The sequence below is a fragment of the Salinarimonas sp. NSM genome (genome assembly GCF_052380005.1).
Lineage (GTDB): Bacteria > Pseudomonadota > Alphaproteobacteria > Rhizobiales > Beijerinckiaceae > Salinarimonas.
This window is the reverse complement of sequence record NZ_JBQTCJ010000002.1, coordinates 163,539-178,530: the sequence shown is the minus strand read 5'-3', so window position 1 is coordinate 178,530 and position 14,992 is coordinate 163,539. Positions and strand designations below refer to the sequence as shown.

General features: G+C 71.9%; 12 protein-coding genes. 6 read left to right on the top strand and 6 right to left on the bottom strand.

Going from position 1 to position 14,992, the window contains the following annotated elements; genetic code table 11:
* The first annotated feature begins 3 nt into the window (after positions 1 to 3).
* Complete coding sequence (gene folD / locus ACTZWW_RS02115) at positions 4 to 879, top strand: bifunctional methylenetetrahydrofolate dehydrogenase/methenyltetrahydrofolate cyclohydrolase FolD (RefSeq protein WP_444779277.1); 876 nt, start codon at positions 4 to 6, stop codon at positions 877 to 879.
* A gap of 76 nt (positions 880 to 955) precedes the next feature.
* Here the strand turns inward: folD and ACTZWW_RS02110 are convergent, their stop codons facing one another.
* Entirely contained in the window at positions 956 to 1,423 is a 468-nt protein-coding gene (locus ACTZWW_RS02110; protein WP_029031494.1) for a Ros/MucR family transcriptional regulator, read from the bottom strand.
* Positions 1,424 to 2,480: 1,057 nt separating this feature from the next.
* Between ACTZWW_RS02110 and ACTZWW_RS02105 the strand changes: the two genes are divergently transcribed.
* Positions 2,481 to 3,761 carry a porin gene (locus tag ACTZWW_RS02105; protein ID WP_444779276.1) on the top strand — a complete coding sequence of 427 codons (1,281 nt, stop codon included), beginning with the start codon at positions 2,481 to 2,483 and terminating at the stop codon, positions 3,759 to 3,761.
* A 928-nt stretch (positions 3,762 to 4,689) separates the two neighbouring features.
* Here the strand turns inward: ACTZWW_RS02105 and ACTZWW_RS02100 are convergent.
* The 3 genes from ACTZWW_RS02100 to ACTZWW_RS02090 all read right to left on the bottom strand — a co-directional run bounded on the left by ACTZWW_RS02100 (position 4,690) and on the right by ACTZWW_RS02090 (position 8,996).
* Positions 4,690 to 5,421, bottom strand: a complete 732-nt coding sequence (locus ACTZWW_RS02100; protein WP_444779275.1) for a Bax inhibitor-1/YccA family protein — start codon at positions 5,419 to 5,421, stop codon at positions 4,690 to 4,692.
* 282 nt (positions 5,422 to 5,703) lie between these two features.
* Positions 5,704 to 8,289 (bottom strand): ABC transporter permease, encoded by a 2,586-nt coding sequence (locus ACTZWW_RS02095; RefSeq protein ID WP_444779274.1) that lies wholly within the window; start codon positions 8,287 to 8,289, stop codon positions 5,704 to 5,706.
* Positions 8,290 to 8,303: 14 nt separating this feature from the next.
* Positions 8,304 to 8,996 (bottom strand): ABC transporter ATP-binding protein, encoded by a 693-nt coding sequence (locus ACTZWW_RS02090; protein ID WP_444779273.1) that lies wholly within the window; start codon positions 8,994 to 8,996, stop codon positions 8,304 to 8,306.
* Positions 8,997 to 9,105: 109 nt separating this feature from the next.
* Between ACTZWW_RS02090 and ACTZWW_RS02085 the strand changes: the two genes are divergently transcribed.
* The 3 genes from ACTZWW_RS02085 (at position 9,106) to ACTZWW_RS02075 (ending at position 12,075) form a co-directional block, all read left to right on the top strand.
* A complete protein-coding gene (locus ACTZWW_RS02085; RefSeq protein WP_444779272.1) occupies positions 9,106 to 9,798 on the top strand; it encodes an arylesterase in 693 nt (230 codons plus the stop codon).
* Between the two features lie 50 nt (positions 9,799 to 9,848).
* Positions 9,849 to 10,895: an aldo/keto reductase gene (locus ACTZWW_RS02080; RefSeq protein WP_444779271.1), complete on the top strand. Its 1,047-nt coding sequence runs from the start codon at positions 9,849 to 9,851 to the stop codon at positions 10,893 to 10,895.
* 109 nt (positions 10,896 to 11,004) lie between these two features.
* Positions 11,005 to 12,075 carry a dipeptidase gene (locus ACTZWW_RS02075; protein WP_444779270.1) on the top strand — a complete coding sequence of 357 codons (1,071 nt, stop codon included), beginning with the start codon at positions 11,005 to 11,007 and terminating at the stop codon, positions 12,073 to 12,075.
* A 7-nt stretch (positions 12,076 to 12,082) separates the two neighbouring features.
* Here ACTZWW_RS02075 and ACTZWW_RS02070 read toward each other — a convergent pair whose 3' ends face one another.
* Entirely contained in the window at positions 12,083 to 12,709 is a 627-nt protein-coding gene (locus tag ACTZWW_RS02070) for a glutathione S-transferase family protein (RefSeq protein ID WP_444779269.1), read from the bottom strand.
* 147 nt (positions 12,710 to 12,856) lie between these two features.
* Here ACTZWW_RS02070 and ACTZWW_RS02065 point away from each other — a divergent pair, with 147 nt between their 5' ends.
* Positions 12,857 to 14,281 carry a PQQ-dependent sugar dehydrogenase gene (locus tag ACTZWW_RS02065; RefSeq protein WP_444779268.1) on the top strand — a complete coding sequence of 475 codons (1,425 nt, stop codon included), beginning with the start codon at positions 12,857 to 12,859 and terminating at the stop codon, positions 14,279 to 14,281.
* A gap of 41 nt (positions 14,282 to 14,322) precedes the next feature.
* Here the strand turns inward: ACTZWW_RS02065 and ACTZWW_RS02060 are convergent, their stop codons facing one another.
* Positions 14,323 to 14,982, bottom strand: coding sequence for a haloacid dehalogenase type II (locus ACTZWW_RS02060; protein WP_444779267.1), 660 nt, complete (start codon positions 14,980 to 14,982; stop codon positions 14,323 to 14,325).
* Positions 14,983 to 14,992 lie beyond the last annotated feature (10 nt).

Here is a 14,992-nt window from a genome sequence, read left to right as displayed (position 1 = left end):
CTCATGACCGCCACCCTCATCGACGGCAAGGCCTACGCCGCGGGCCTGCGCGCGCGCGTGGCGGAGGACGTCCGCGCCCTCGCGGCCCTGGGCGTCGTGCCGGGCCTGGCGGTCGTCCTCGTCGGCGAGGACCCCGCGAGCCAGGTCTACGTGCGCAACAAGGCGGCGCAGACGGGCGAGGCGGGGATGCGCTCCTTCCAGCACCGCCTGCCCGCCTCGACCAGCCAGGCCGAGCTGCTCGCCCTCGTCGCGACCCTCAACGCCGACCCCGCCGTCGACGGCATCCTGGTCCAGCTGCCGCTGCCCGCGCAGATCGACGCCCAGGCGGTGATCGAGGCGATCGTGCCGGAGAAGGACGTCGACGGCTTCCACCCGGTGAACGTCGGGCGCCTCGCCACCGGCATGCCCGGCCTCGTTCCCTGCACGCCGCTGGGCGCGTCGATGCTGATCGCGTCGGTCCGCCCCGACATCGCCGGGCTCGAGGCGGTGGTGATCGGGCGCTCGAACATCGTCGGCAAGCCGATGGCGCAGCTCCTGCTCCAGCGCTCGGCGACGGTGACCATCGCCCATTCGCGCACCCGCGACCTCGCCGACGTCTGCCGGCGCGCGGACGTGCTCGTCGCGGCGGTGGGGCGGCCGGAGATGGTGCGGGGAGACTGGATCAAGCCCGGCGCGATCGTCATCGACGTCGGCATCAACCGGGTGCCGAGACCGGAGGCGGGCGCGGGCGAGACGCGGCTCGTCGGCGACGTCGCCTTCGCGGAGGCCGCGGCGGTGGCGAGCGCGATCACGCCGGTGCCGGGCGGCGTCGGGCCCATGACGATCGCCTGCCTGCTCGCCAACACGCTGCAGGCGGCGCGGTCCCGCCGCGGGCTCTGAGGCCGAAACGAAAGAAGGCCGCCCGGAGGCGGCCTTCCCATGAGCGTCGTGCGTAGGCGGCGGGGTAGCCCGTGCCTCACGCGACCTTCTTGCGGCCGCGGCCGCGGGCCGGCGCGGGGGCGGCCTCCGGCTCGGCCTTGCGGCGCTGCGCGCCCAGGCCCATGGCCTTGGCGAGCTCGGAGCGGGCACTGGCGTAGTTCGGGGCGACCATCGGGTAGTCCGCCGGCAGGCCCCACTTGGCGCGGTACTGGTCGGGCGTCATGTCGTACTTCGTGCGCAGGTGGCGCTTGAGCGACTTGAACTTCTTCCCGTCCTCCAGGCAGATGATGTAGTCCGGCGTGATCGACTTCTTGATCGGCACGGCGGGGACGGGCGCCTCGACCGGCTGCTCGGTCGCGCCGGTGGCCACCTTGGTCAGCGCGCCGTGCACGGCGTCGATCAGGCCGGGCAGCTCCGCCGTCGGCAGCGAGTTGTTGCTCACGTAGGCCGAGACGATCTCCGCGGCGAGCTCGATGTAGTTGTTCGGTTGAGTCGTGTCGCTCATTGAGCCGGTCCTAATCTCGTGACAGGGGATCGAGAGCGAGCGGAGCTGCATGCGGCGCTTTACCGAACACCGAATCGCGATCCCGCTCACGCGTCGTCTATGACGTCAGGTCTTTCAGGTACGTGAATTCGGTCCGCGCGACAAGTCCTCTGCGAATAAAAATCAGTTCATTGCACGGTAAGGCCAACGCGCTCATCCCTGGGACGCTTGCGGCAACGGTGCCGCAGCATCCGCGGCAAGAATAAGGCTCGGCTGACAAGCTTCCGTAACTCTTGCCGCGCCCTGCCCGGACGTGGAGCGGTTCGGTTTTGCGGGATGGGCTGCCTCGCCATGCCGAGGTGTCCGCGTGATTCGGCGAACGCGCACCCGCCGTCATGGGCGGAGACGCTCCCCCGCCGTCGTACTTCGGCGACGATCCTTGCGGGAAGCGGGCGGCACCGCGTGCGGAACGGCCCACGCGACGTGCGCGAACGCATCCGCGCCCGGCGCGCGGGCGTCGGGCGCCGTGGGATGGGGCGGCGGCGCGCGCGAGCCTGCGCGCGCGTACTAGCGTGCGTGCGCGTAGTAGCGTGCGTGCGCGGACGAGAATGCGCCACGAGAGAACGGGCGTGGAGGATCCGGCACGCCACATCGCCGAGCGCGCGGCCGCCGTCCGCCGTCCGCCGTAACGGAGTCTCTCAGGGGAGAATCGCTCGCGCCGATGCACCGCGGCGTGCGCCGCGCCGGCGCGAGACCGGCGCGACACCCGCGCGCCGGCCGCTCGAGCCGCGCGAAACCGCCTCTTTCCCGCCCGGAGGCCGCCATTCTCGTGGCCTTTGTGCAACACAGCCACCCGAAGAGCCCCCACGGCCGGCATCGGGGCGCAAACGCGCTTGATCCGGCGCGGGACGCACGGCAAACCTTTTCTCGCGACGGGGGGTCCTCGGTCGCAGCTCGTCGTCGGTGCCAAGGGCTCGGCGGCGGGTCACAGGGGAAAAGGGACAGCTTCCGAGTCTCGACGAGTTCTCGTGGCGAAACACCCGGCCCCCCAGGGTCTCGAAACTTTGGAGGTCATCTAATGAAGCTCGCCAAGAGCCTTCTCCTCGGGTCTGCCGCCGGTCTCGTCGCGGTCGCCGGGGCTCAAGCTGCCGATCTTCCGGTCCGCGCCGCGGCGCCGGTCGACTACGTCCGCACCTGCCCGAACGCCCCGATCGGCGGCACGGGCTTCTTCGTCATCCCCGGCACCGAGACCTGCCTGCAGATCTCCGGCTACGTCCGCGTCGAGTATCGCTTCGCCGAGAACCTCGACACGGCCGTCGGCCGCACGCAGGACGACATCGGCTTCTTCGCGCGCGGCTCGCTCGCGTTCGACGCCCGCACGGCGACCGAGATGGGCACGCTGCGCTCGTTCATCCGCATCAACGGCGACCGCGGCGTCGCGGGTGCCGAGGACGCGTACCTCGACCAGGGCTTCATCCAGTTCGCTGGCCTGACCGCCGGTCGCATCACGTCGTTCTTCTCGTTCTTCGGCGGCAACCTGATGTCCGTGTCCGAGGGTCTCTCGGATCCGTCCGTCGAGGTGCTCGCCTACACCGCGACGTTCGGCTCGGGCTTCTCGGCCACGATCGCGGTCGAGGACGGCCTCGCTCGCCGCACCGGCATCCGCACGGCGGCCGGCGCCAACATCTACGGCGGCCAGGAGCTGCCGGACCTCGTCGCCAACCTGAACGTCTCGCAGGCGTGGGGCTCGGCGCAGGTCATGGGTGCCCTGCACCAGGTCCGTCACAGCGTCCCGAACGTCACGATCGACGACGAGCTCGGCTGGGCGATCGGCGCCGGCATCAACATCCGCCTGCCGATGATCGCGGCCGGCGACGCCCTGTGGCTGCAGGCGGTCTACGCCGACGGTGCGGTCTCCTACGCCGATGCCCCGACCACCGTGTCGGAGTTCTCGGTCGGCCTGAACGACGCCTACGTCAACGTGCTCGGCACCTCGCTGGTCACGACCGAGGCGTGGTCGCTCGCGGCCGCCTTCCGTCACTACTGGACCCCCACCATCTGGCAGGACATCCAGGGTGCGTACGGCGAGGTCGACGTTCCGACCACGGCCGCGTTCCAGGCCGCTCCGGGCGCGATCGTCACGACCGCCACGGTGCAGGACTACACCTGGTGGCAGCTCGGCACCCGCCTGAACTGGCGTCCGGTGTCCGGCCTGACCTTCTCGGCCGACGTCGCCTACACGGAGATCGACACCGAGAACCGCGTGTGGGTCTACAACAACGGCGTCCAGTCGCTCGTCGCCACCAACGACGACGGCTCGCGTTGGGCCGGCCGTCTGCGCATCCAGCGCGACTTCTGATCCGTCCCGCACGGTTCGAGAGGAGCCCCGGCGAAAGCCGGGGCTCTTTTCGTTTCGGGAGGTGCTCCGCCCGGGGGGCCATGCCGTCGCACTTGGTACGGACGCACGTCCGATCGACGAGGGGGGCGGGTCCGCCCCCCCCTCCATCCATGGCACGCGATCGCGTCGGCGGGTTCGCACCGGGCGGCTCGGCGAATCGTGGTCGGGTGCGGGACGGGGGATCACGAGAAAGCCGCCCGCCTCGGGCTCGAGGATCGTGTCGCGCACGCCCCCCGCGCATCCTTCACCGGCGGCGCCCCGCGGCTCGAACCCGGCGAACGAGCGCATGGGCAGCGCCGGTGCACGCGGCTCCCCGCGGACGGCGGGAGCGCGAATCCAGTGCTGGAGCCGGAGCGCCGGGACAGGACGGCGCATCCGTTCGCCGAGGGTTCGCGACATGCGGAGGCTCGTCGGCATCGCCGGCTCGACGCCACCTCCAGGACCCGGCCTGGCGGCGAAGCTCGGCAACGCGAACGTCGATTCGGCCACCGGCGGGCGGGCTGCGCGCGAGGACGACCTCCACCCGCGTCTCGCGACGGCGCGCGGGATGCAGCCATTCGGGCGTCCGGCGAGATCTCCCGGTCGAGGCGGCCCCCGGCACCGCACGACCGGCGGGTGCGCGCCGCCGCGGTCGCGAGAGCCGGAGCGTCATCGCTGGGAGTGGAGGCCGGTCGCGCGAGGAAGGAACGATGCAGCCGGACAGGGACCGAGAGCGCCCGAGAGGCTCATTCTGGAGCATCGTCTCGACCACCAACCGATTTTCACATCGTGAGAGGAGGCTGTGTGCGGTCCGGCCGCAAAGTGAAAAAGCCCCGGCTCGCGCCGAGGCTTCTCCATTTCGCATCGAGTTGGATCGGCGGGCCGTCGGGACCGCCTCACCGGGCCCAGATCACTCCCGGTTGCCCATCAGGGCGAGGAGGAACTGGAACATGTTGATGAAGTTCAGGTACAGCGACAGGGCACCCATCACGGAGACCCGACCGGCGGTCTCGCCGTCGAAATTGCCGTAGAGGTACATCTCCTTCAGGCGCTGCGTGTCCCACGCGGTGAGGCCCGCGAAGATCAGCACGCCGATGATCGAGATGGCGAAGGCCATCGCCGACGAGGCGAGGAAGATGTTGACCACCATGGCGATGATCAGGCCGATCAGGCCCATGATCAGGAACGAGCCCATGCCCGACAGCGAGCGCTTCGTCGTGTAGCCGTAGAGGCTCAGGCCACCGAAGGCCGCGGCCGTGACGAAGAACACCTGCACGATCGACTCGCCCGTGAAGACGAGGAAGATCGTCGACAGCGACAGGCCCATCACCGCCGAGAACAGGAAGAACATGGACCGCGCCTTGGCGGCGCTCATGCTCTCGATCTTGAAGGTGAAGAAGAAGATGAAGGCGAGCGGGGCCAGCATCAGCACCCAGCGCAGCGGGCTGGCGTACAGCGTCTGGGCGACCGCCGGGGACGACGCCGCCACGAGGTAGGTCGCGAAGGCGACGACGCCGGTGATGCCGAGCCCGAGCGCCATGTTGTTGTAGACACCGAGCATGAACGCCCGCAGGCCCTGGTCGATCTCGGCCTGCGGACGCGCCACGCCGGTGCCGTAGGCGAAGCGGTTCTGGTCGTTCATCGGAACCCCATCCTCTCGAGAATTGAGCCACGGTCCGCGCGACGTCTCGAAGGCGTCGACGCTCCGTCGCCGCGCGAGGGCGGCGTTTCAGCTGCGAATATGTGGGGTCGGGCCACGCTTCGCAAGGCCCTCTCGCGCGCGAGACGTCGCAGGCGAAGAAGAATCGTGAACAGTTTTCGCCGCGATCGTGAAGAATGGCGGCGGCGGCGCGTATATCTCCAGCCACGCCATGTATATTTCGAAGAGAGCGGCCCTCCCCCCCCGGACGGGCGAGAAGTTCCGCTACAGTGTCCGCAGATAGGGCGCCGGCTTCTGGGAGAGGATGCGCCAGGTGCCGAGCAGGCCGAAGGTCACCGTGACCACGATCGCGATCGCCGCGGCTGCGATCGGCCCGGCCCAGACCATCGCGAACTCGAGGTTCATGATCTGCGTGACGATCACCCACCCCGCGAGCGCGCCCGCGACGAGGCCGAACACCGCGGTGGCGAGGCCGAGCAGGCCGTACTCCAGCGCGTAGGCGCCCACCAGCTTGGCCCGCGTGGCGCCGAGCGTCTTGAGCACGACGGCGTCGTAGAGGCGCGCCCGGTGCCCCGCGGCGAGCGCGCCGGCGAGCACGAGCACGCTCGCCGCCACCGCGATCGAGGAGGCGCCGCGGATGGCGAGCACGAGCTGCTCGACCACGGCGTTCACCGCCTCGAGCGCGTCCTTCACCCGCACCGAGGTCACCATCGGGTAGGTGCGCGCCGCTTCGCGCAGGAGCGCGATCTCGGCCTCCTCGGTCGCGGCATCGTCGGGCAGCGTGAGGGTCGCGATGTGCGCGTGCGGAGCGCCTGCGAAGGTGTTGGGCGAGAACACCATGACGAAGTTGATGCCGAGCGATTCCCACTCGACCCGGCGGAAGTTCGCGATCGTCGCCGAGATGTCGCGCCCGAGCACGTTGACCACGACTTCGTCTCCGATCGAAAGACCGAGCCCCGCGGCGAGCTCGTCGTCGAAGGAGACGAGGTTCTCGCGCGGGTCCTCGCCCCACCATTCGCCGGCGACGATCTCCGAGCCCTCCGGCATCTCGGCCTCGTAGGTGATGCCGCGATCGCCGTCGAGCACCCAGGCCGCGTCCGGATCGGCGGCGATCTGCTCGACCGGCACGCCGCCGAGCGAGACGAGCCGCCCGCGCAGCATCGGCACGCGCTGGATCTCGCTCCCTGGCGCCTGCGCCCGGAGGAAGCCCGCGAAGCCGTCGATCTCCGAGGATGGGATGTCCACGAAGAAGAAGCTCGGCGCCTCGTCGGGGAGCCGCTCGGTCAGCTGGCGGCGCATGTTGCCGTCGATCACCGCGAGCGTGACGAGGAGCGTGATGCCGAGCCCGAGCGAGAGCACGAGCGAGGGCGTCAGCGCGCCGGGCCGGTGCACGTTGGCGAGCGCGAGCCGCGGGGCCGCGGCGCGCGGGCGTGGCAGGCGCCGGGCGAGCGCCATCATCCCCGTTGCGACGACGCGCAGGAGCACGAAGGCCGCGGCCGCCGCGCCGATGAAGATCAGCGCCACGCGCCGGTCGAAGGCCGCGAAGACCGAGAGCGCCAGCAGCGCCGCGATGGCGAGCGCGACCCCGGCGACGTAGCGCCGGCGCGGCCAGCGGCGGTCGGGATCGATCTGGTCGCGGAACAGCCCCGAGACCTGGATGTCGTGGGCGCGCCCGAGCGGCGCGAGAGAGAAGGCGAGCGCGGTGAGCAGCCCGTAGAGCGCGGCGAGCAGGAGCTCGACGGGCGCCAGCGTCGGCGCGATCGGGATCGGAAGAATCGCGCCGAGCGCGGCCGCGAGCGCGAAGGGCAGAGCCGCCCCGAAGGCGAGCCCGATCGCGATGCCGATGCCGGCGATCAGCATCACCTGCGTGAGGTAGATCGCGACCACCCGCCCGCCCGGCGCGCCGAGGCTCTTGATGGTGGCGATCGACTCGCGCTTGCGATCGACGAAGCCGCGCACGGCGTTGGCGACGCCCACGCCCCCGACGATGAGCGCGGTGAGCCCGACCAGCGTCAGGAACTGCGCGAAGCGCTCTATGTTGCGCTCGAGCCCCGGGTCGGCGTTGAGTCGCGAGCGCACCCGCCAGCCCGCCTGCGGCTGCGCCGCCTCGATCGCTTCCTGCGCGCGGGCGAGGAGCGCGTCGTCGTTCGCCGGTCCGGCGAGGTCGAGCCGGTAGGTGAAGCGCACCAGGCTGCCCGGCTGGACCAGCCCCGTCGCGTCGAGCGCCGCGCGCGAGACGAGGAGACGCGGGCCGAAGTCGAAGCCCGCCTGGATCTTGTCCGGCTCCGAGCGCAGCACCGTGCGCAGCGCGATCTCCTGCGTGCCGATGCGGATCGTGTCGCCGATATCGAGGTCGAGCCGGCCGAGCAGCACGGGGTCGACGGCGGCGCCGTAGACGCCGTCCGCCTCGGCGAAGATCGCGGCGGGCGGCATCGGCGGCTCGGTGACGAGGTCGCCGGCGATCGGATAGGCGGCGTCCACCGCCTTGATCTCGACGAGCGCGGCACCGGTGTCGGCGTTGGCCATGCCGCGCAGCGTGGCGACGAGGGAGACGTCGCCCCAGTCCTCCAAGGTGGCGATCTCGGCGGGCGTCGCCTCGCGGTGGATCAGGCGGAAGCTCAGGTCGCCACCCAGCAAGGTGCGCCCCTCCCGGGCCAGGCCCTCGGTGAGCGCGCGCGACACCGACGAGACGCCGGCGATCGCCGCCACGCCGAGCGCGATGCACGCCAGGAAGATGCCGAAGCCGCGCAGGCCGGAGCGCAGCTCGCGCAGCGCGAGGCGCAGGACCAGGGGAAGCGAGGAGATGCCCGCGCCCCGCTTCGGGGCCGCGCCGGAGACTGTGCCGTGCATGGTCGCCTCGTCCCTCACGCCGCCGCCGCGTCCGCATCCGCCTCGATCCGGCCTGAGCGCAGGCGGATCATGCGGTCGCAGGCCCGCGCGAGGCCGGTGTCGTGGGTGACGAGGACGAGCGTCGCGCCGCGCTCGCGCTTCAGGGCGAAGAGCAGGTCGACGATCGAGCCGCCGGTCGTCTCGTCGAGGTTGCCGGTGGGCTCGTCGGCGACGAGGATCGCCGGATCGGGGGCGAGCGCGCGGGCGATGGCGACGCGCTGCTGCTCGCCGCCGGAGAGCTGGGCGGGATAGTGCGAGAGCCGCTCGCCCAGCCCGACCGCCCGCAGCTCGGCGGAGGCGCGGTCGAAGGCGTCACCCTTGCCCGCCAGCTCCAGCGGCAGGGCGACGTTCTCGAGCGCCGTCATGGTGGGCACGAGGTGGAACGACTGGAAGACGATGCCGATGCGCCGGCCGCGGAAGCGCGCGAGCGCGTCCTCGTCCATGGCGGTGAGCTCCTCGCCCTCGATCGTCACGCGCCCCGCATCGGGCCGCTCGAGCCCCGCCATCGTCATCAGCAGCGTCGACTTGCCCGACCCCGAGGGCCCGACGAGGCCGATCGCCTCGCCACGGTCGACGCCGAGCGACACGCCCTTGAGGATGTGCACCCGCGCCGGGCCGCGCCCGAGGCTCAGCTCGACGTTTTCGAGGACGATGCTCTTGCCGCTCATGCGAACGATCCGATCTTCATGCGTTGACATGCCTTCGGCCGGCTCGCCCGCCGGCGCGGGGCGGGCCGCCCGGCCCGTCCACGACATCAGATATGGGGTAGAGATCGCCATGCGCCACATGCGCCCGCTCGCCACACGGCTCGCCGCCTGCCTCCTCGCCTTCGGCGTGGGGCTCGGCCTCGCTGCCCCTGCGGCAGCCCAGAACGCGTCCGGCGCCGGCGAGAACGGCGCGATACGCATCGTCGCGTTCGGCGACAGCCTGATGGCGGGCTACCAGCTCCCCGGCAGCGCCGCCTTCCCCACCGTGCTCGACCGCGCCCTCGACGCGGCGGGCTACGCCGATGTCGAGATCGTGAACGCCGGCGTCTCCGGAGACACCGCGGCGGCCGGCCTCGCCCGGCTCGACTGGTCGGTGCCCGACGGCACCGACGGCGTCATCCTCGAGCTCGGCGCCAACGACATGCTGCGCGGGCTCGACCCCGCCCGCACCTACGAGACGCTCGACGCGATCATCGAGCGGCTCACGGAGCGCGACATCCCCGTCCTCCTCGCCGGCATGTACGCCGCGCGCAACATGGGCCCCGACTACGTGGAGGCCTTCGACGCCATCTTCCCGCGTCTTGCCGAGGAGCACGACCTCGTGCTCTACCCCTTCTTCCTGGAGGGCGCGCTCGGGAACCCCGGGCTGATGCTGGACGACGGCATCCACCCCAACGCCGAGGGCGTCGAGGTGATGGTGGAGCGCATGCTCCCCACCGTGGTCCGCTTCCTCGACGAGCGGGTCCTCCCCGGGCAGGGCTGACGCGGCGCCCGCCGCAGCGGCGAGACGACGACAGGGAAGGCACGAGAGACATGCATTACCGGCCGCTCGGGCGCACGGGCCTCGAGGTCAGCGCGCTGTGCCTCGGCACGATGACCTTCGGCGAGCAGAACAGCGAGGCCGAGGGCCACGCCCAGCTCGACCACGCCCGCGAGCGCGGCATCAATTTCATCGACACCGCGGAGCTCTACCCGATCCCGCCCAAGGCGGGCACGCAGGGCGAGACGGAGCGCATCGTCGGCACCTGGATGAAGGCACGGCGCAACCGCGCCGACGTGATCCTCGCCACCAAGGTCGTCGGCCGCTCGCAGAACACCTGGTTCCGCGACGACGGCGCGCCCGCCGAGCTGTCGCGCGCGCAGATCCTGGAGGCCGTCGACAAGAGCCTGAAGCGGCTGCAGACGGACTATATCGACCTCTACCAGATCCACTGGCCCGACCGCGCCGTCTCCCAGTTCGGCGCCAATCCCGTGATCTACAAGCCGACGAGCGGCCCCGAGCACCCGATCGAGGAGACGCTTTCGGTGATGGACGAGCTCGTGAAGGCGGGCAAGGTGCGCCACATCGGCCTCTCGAACGAGAGCGCCTGGGGCACGATGACGTTCCTGAAGCACGCCGAGGCGAAGGGCCTGCCCCGCATCGCGTCGATCCAGAACGCCTATTCCCTCGTCAACCGCACCTTCGAGGGCGGGCTCGCCGAGATCGCCCGGCGCGAGGACGTCGGGCTCCTCGCCTACTCGCCGCTCGCGCAGGGCTACCTCACCGGCAAGTACGAGGGCGGCGCGCGACCCGCCGGCGCGCGGCGCACGCTGTTCGACAGGCTCCAGCGCTACGAGACGCCCGGCGCGCCCGCCGCGATCACCGCCTACGTCGCGCTCGCCCGCGAATGGGGGCTCGACCCAGCGCAGATGGCGCTCGCCTTCGCCGCATCGCGGTCGTTCACGACGTCCGTCATCATCGGCGCGACCACGTCGGCGCAGCTGAAGACGAACGTCGACGCGCTCGACGTCGCGATCACGCCCGAGCTCGAGGCGCGTATCGACGCGATCCACCTGCGCCACACCAACCCCTGCCCGTGAGGGGCGGCGCCGGTCGCTCTTGCCGGCTCCGCGTCGCCGTGCGAGCTTCCCGCGGCACCATCTCCGGGGCGTCGCCCCGGAGCCTTCTCGCCGAGAGCCCGCCGCCTCCATGCCCGCCCCTCGCGTCCCCGTCTTCGACGGCCACAACGACGCCCTCCTGCGCCTGCTTCTCTCCGGCCATCCGCGGCCGGAGGAGGGCTTCCTCGCCGGCGAGCGGCTGTGCCACCTCGACCTTCCGCGGGCGCGGGCGGGCGGCTTCGTCGGCGGGCTGTTCGCCATCTACGTCCCCGATCCGACGGGGGCCGGTGTCGAGGCGGACGCGCTGATGACGCGCCCGCGCTACGACGTTCCCCTGCCGCCCGCCCTCGATCGCGGCTGGGCCCGCGACGCGACGCTCGCCATGCTCGCGATCCTGCTGCGGCTCGAGCGCGCCTCGCGGGGCGCGCTTGCGATCTGCCGCAGCGTGCCCGACATCGAGGCGGCGATGGCGCGCGGCGCGATCGCCATGGTCGCGCATCTCGAGGGCGCCGAGGCGATCGACCCGGACCTGCGCACGCTGGAGGTCCTGCACGCGGCGGGCCTGCGCTCGCTCGGGCCCGTTTGGAGCCGCCCGACGATCTTCGGCGAGGGCGTGCCCTTCCGCTTCCCGTCGGGCCCCGACATCGGCCGCGGGCTCACCCCGGCCGGCGAGGCGCTGGTGCGCGCCTGCAACGGGCTGCGGATCATGATCGATCTCTCGCACCTCAACGAGCGCGGCTTCTGGGACGTGGCGCGGCTGAGCCGCGCGCCGCTCGTCGCGACCCACTCGAACGCCCATGCCGTCTGCCCCCACGCCCGCAACCTCACCGATGCGCAGCTCGCCGCCATACGCGAGAGCCGCGGCATGGTGGGGCTCAACTTCGCCACCTCGTTCATCCGCCCGGACGGGCGGCGCGACGCGGCCACGCCGCTTTCGATGATGGTCGACCACATCGACCATCTGGTCTCGCTGGTCGGCATCGACGGCGTGGGCCTCGGCTCGGACTTCGACGGCGCGACGATGCCCGACGCGATCGGCGACGCGCGCGGGCTGCCCAACCTCGTCGCGGCGCTCGCCGAGCGCGGCTACGGCGGCGAGGCGCTGGAGAAGATCTGCTGGCGCAACTGGCTGCGGGTGCTCGACGCGACCTGGCGGGCGTGACGCGTGATCAGTGCGCGGGCGGGGCCGCCGCCTCGTCGATCGCCTGTGCGCGCCGGGCGGCGGGTCGACCCATGGTCCGCTCGGCATAGGCCTCGAAGGCGGGCCGCTTCTCCAACGTGCCGAAGGTGAGACCCCAGCCCACCTGCGCGCCGAGGAGCACGTCCACGGCGCTGAAGCGCTCGCCCAGGATGAAGGGTCCCGCCGCGACGGCGCCCTCCAGCGCGTCGAGCATGCGCTCGAAGCTGCCGTAGCCCACCATCCGCGACCGCTCCGGCGGCGGTACGAAGCCCAGGGCGCGATTCGTCACCGCCGCCTCCATCGGTCCGGCCCCGAAGAAGAGCCAGCGGTAGTACGTGCCGCGCTCCCGCGAGCCGTGCGCCGGTGCCAGCCCCGCCTCCGGGAAGGCGTCGGCGAGATAGGCGCAGATGGCGGCGACCTCGGTGACGACCGTCTCGCCGTGCCTGAGCGCGGGCACCTTCGCCATCGGGTTGATCGCGCGGTAGGCCTCCCCCTGCATCTCCTCGCCGTACTGCACGATCTCGACCGCGTAGGGCGTGCCGATCTCCTCCAGCATCCAGCGGGCGATGCGCCCGCGCGACATCGGGTTCGTGTAGAGAACGAGCTCGTCGGCCATTTTCGTTTCCTCCGCTCCGGTCGACGGCGGTATAGCGCGCGGCGCGCCGCCGCGCGACCGTTGCGCGCGCCCCCGCGCGGGGAACCGCGCCGCTCGCCCTCCTGTTGCCGTGGCAGGATCACCTGCGACAGGACGGAGAGACGCCTCGTGACGAACCGTATCCCCCACCTCGCCGCCGCCAGCCTCCTCGCCATGGCCGCGTCTTCGGCCACGCACGCGCAAGGGAGCGCGGCCGCGCCGGGCGCGACCGCCGTCAGCCCCGCGGTCCCCGCCTTCCAGGACCAGGAGGTCGGCAAGCGATTCCGGGTCGAGCCCGCCGACCTGCCCCCGCCCCAGCCCGACGAGGCGGTGCGCAACCCGGCACTCACCATCGCTCGGGACGGCCGCACGCCCAACGTTCCGGAGGGCTTCGAGGCGGCGCTCTTCGCCGAGCTCGACGGGCCGCGCAAGCTCTTCGTGCTCGAGAGCGGCGATCTCCTCGTGGCGCGCCAGTCGCAGGGCGACGTGATGTTCCTGCGCGACTCGGACGGCGACGGCACCGCCGAGACCGTGAGCCTGTTCGCCAGCGGCTTCCAGCAGCCCTACGGCATCGCCCGCATCGAGAGGGGCGAGAACGCCGGCGACGTCCTCGTGGCGGACGTGCGCGGCATCTGGCGCGTGCCCTATGCCGACGGCGAGATCCGCGCCACCGGTGCGGAGCTCTTCTACCCCTCCCCCCGCTCGGAGGTGCCGGAGGACCAGCGCCGGCCGCAGGCGCCGATGGACCATTTCGCGGTGACCGACGAGGGCGTCTTCGGCCGCCCGATCGGCCACACCACGCGCTCGCTGCTGCGTGACGAGGAGGCGGGCGTCATGTACGTGGGCGTCGGCTCGGCGGGCAACATCGCCGAGGAGGCGGAGCCGCGCGCCACGATCCAGGCCTTCGACCTCGACGGGTCGAGCCAGCGCACCTACGCCTCCGGCACGCGCAACCCGATCGGCATGGCGCTGCACCCCGAGACGGGCGCGCTCTGGGCGATCGTGCAGGAACGCGACGGGCTCGGCGACGAGCTCGTGCCGGACTTCCTGACGCAGGTCGAGGAGGGCGGCTTCTACGGCTGGCCCTGGGCCTATGCCGGCGGCCTGGAGCAGCCGGGCTTCGCCGAGCGCGCGCCGGAGAAGGTCTCGGCGACGATCACGCCCGACCTCCTGTTCGAGGCGCATTCCTCGGCGATGAACCTCGCCTTCTACGACGCCGGCATGTTCCCGGAGGAGTACAGCGGCGACGCCTTCGTGGCGCTCAAGGGCTCCTGGAACCGCGCCGACCCCACCGGGTACAAGGTCGTGCGCGTGCCGTTCGAGAACGGCGAGCCGGAGGGTGGCTACGAGAACTTCATGACCGGCTTCTGGGTCGAAGGCGACGAGCGCGCCGTGGTCTGGGGCCGCCCGACGGACGTCGCCGTAATGCCCGACGGCGCGCTGATCGTCGCCGACGAGACCGCCGGCACGCTGTGGCGCGTGACGTACGACGCGCCGGAGGCGACCGGGACGACGGGCGGGTCGCCGGCCGTCGAGGACGCCACCGCGCAGTGACGCGCGGCCCCGCCTCCCCCTCGCATCGCGGGGGGAGGCGCTCAGGGCACCGCGTCGAGATCCGCGATCGTCGCCTCCGGCGCGAGATCGGCGTACTCGTCGGGCGCGCCGGACCGGTTGACCCACGCGGCGGCGAAGCCGTAGGCGACGGCGCCGGCGACGTCCCAGCGGTTAGACGAGACGAACAGCACGTCCGAGCGGGCGCATCCGAGCTCGGCCTCGACGAGGGCGTAGGTGCGCGGGTCGGTCTTGAACACACGCACGCGATCGACCGACAGCACGGCGTCGAGGGCGCCGCCGATGCCCGCCGACGCGACGGCGTCGGCGAGCATGGCCTCGTCGCCGTTCGAGAGGATCGCGGTGCGCGCGCCCCGCGCGCGCAGCCGCGCGAGCGTGCGGGGCACCTCCGCGTAGGCGTCGAGCGTGCGATAGCTCGCGAGCAGCGTGTCGCGCACGATCGGGTCGACCTCCGGCGAGCGTGCGAGCGCCTGGTCGAGCGCCAGCTCGGTCAGCCGCCAGAACGGCTCGAAGCGCCCCATCAGCGACAGCGTCCAGGTGTACTCGAGCTGCTTCGCCCGCCAGATCTCCGAGAGGTGCACCGAGGCGGGACCGATGGACGCCGCGTTGCGGGCGACGGCGGAATGGACGTCGAACAGCGTGCCGAAGGCATCGAAGACGACCACGGGGCGGACGTCGAGCATGGCGGGTCCC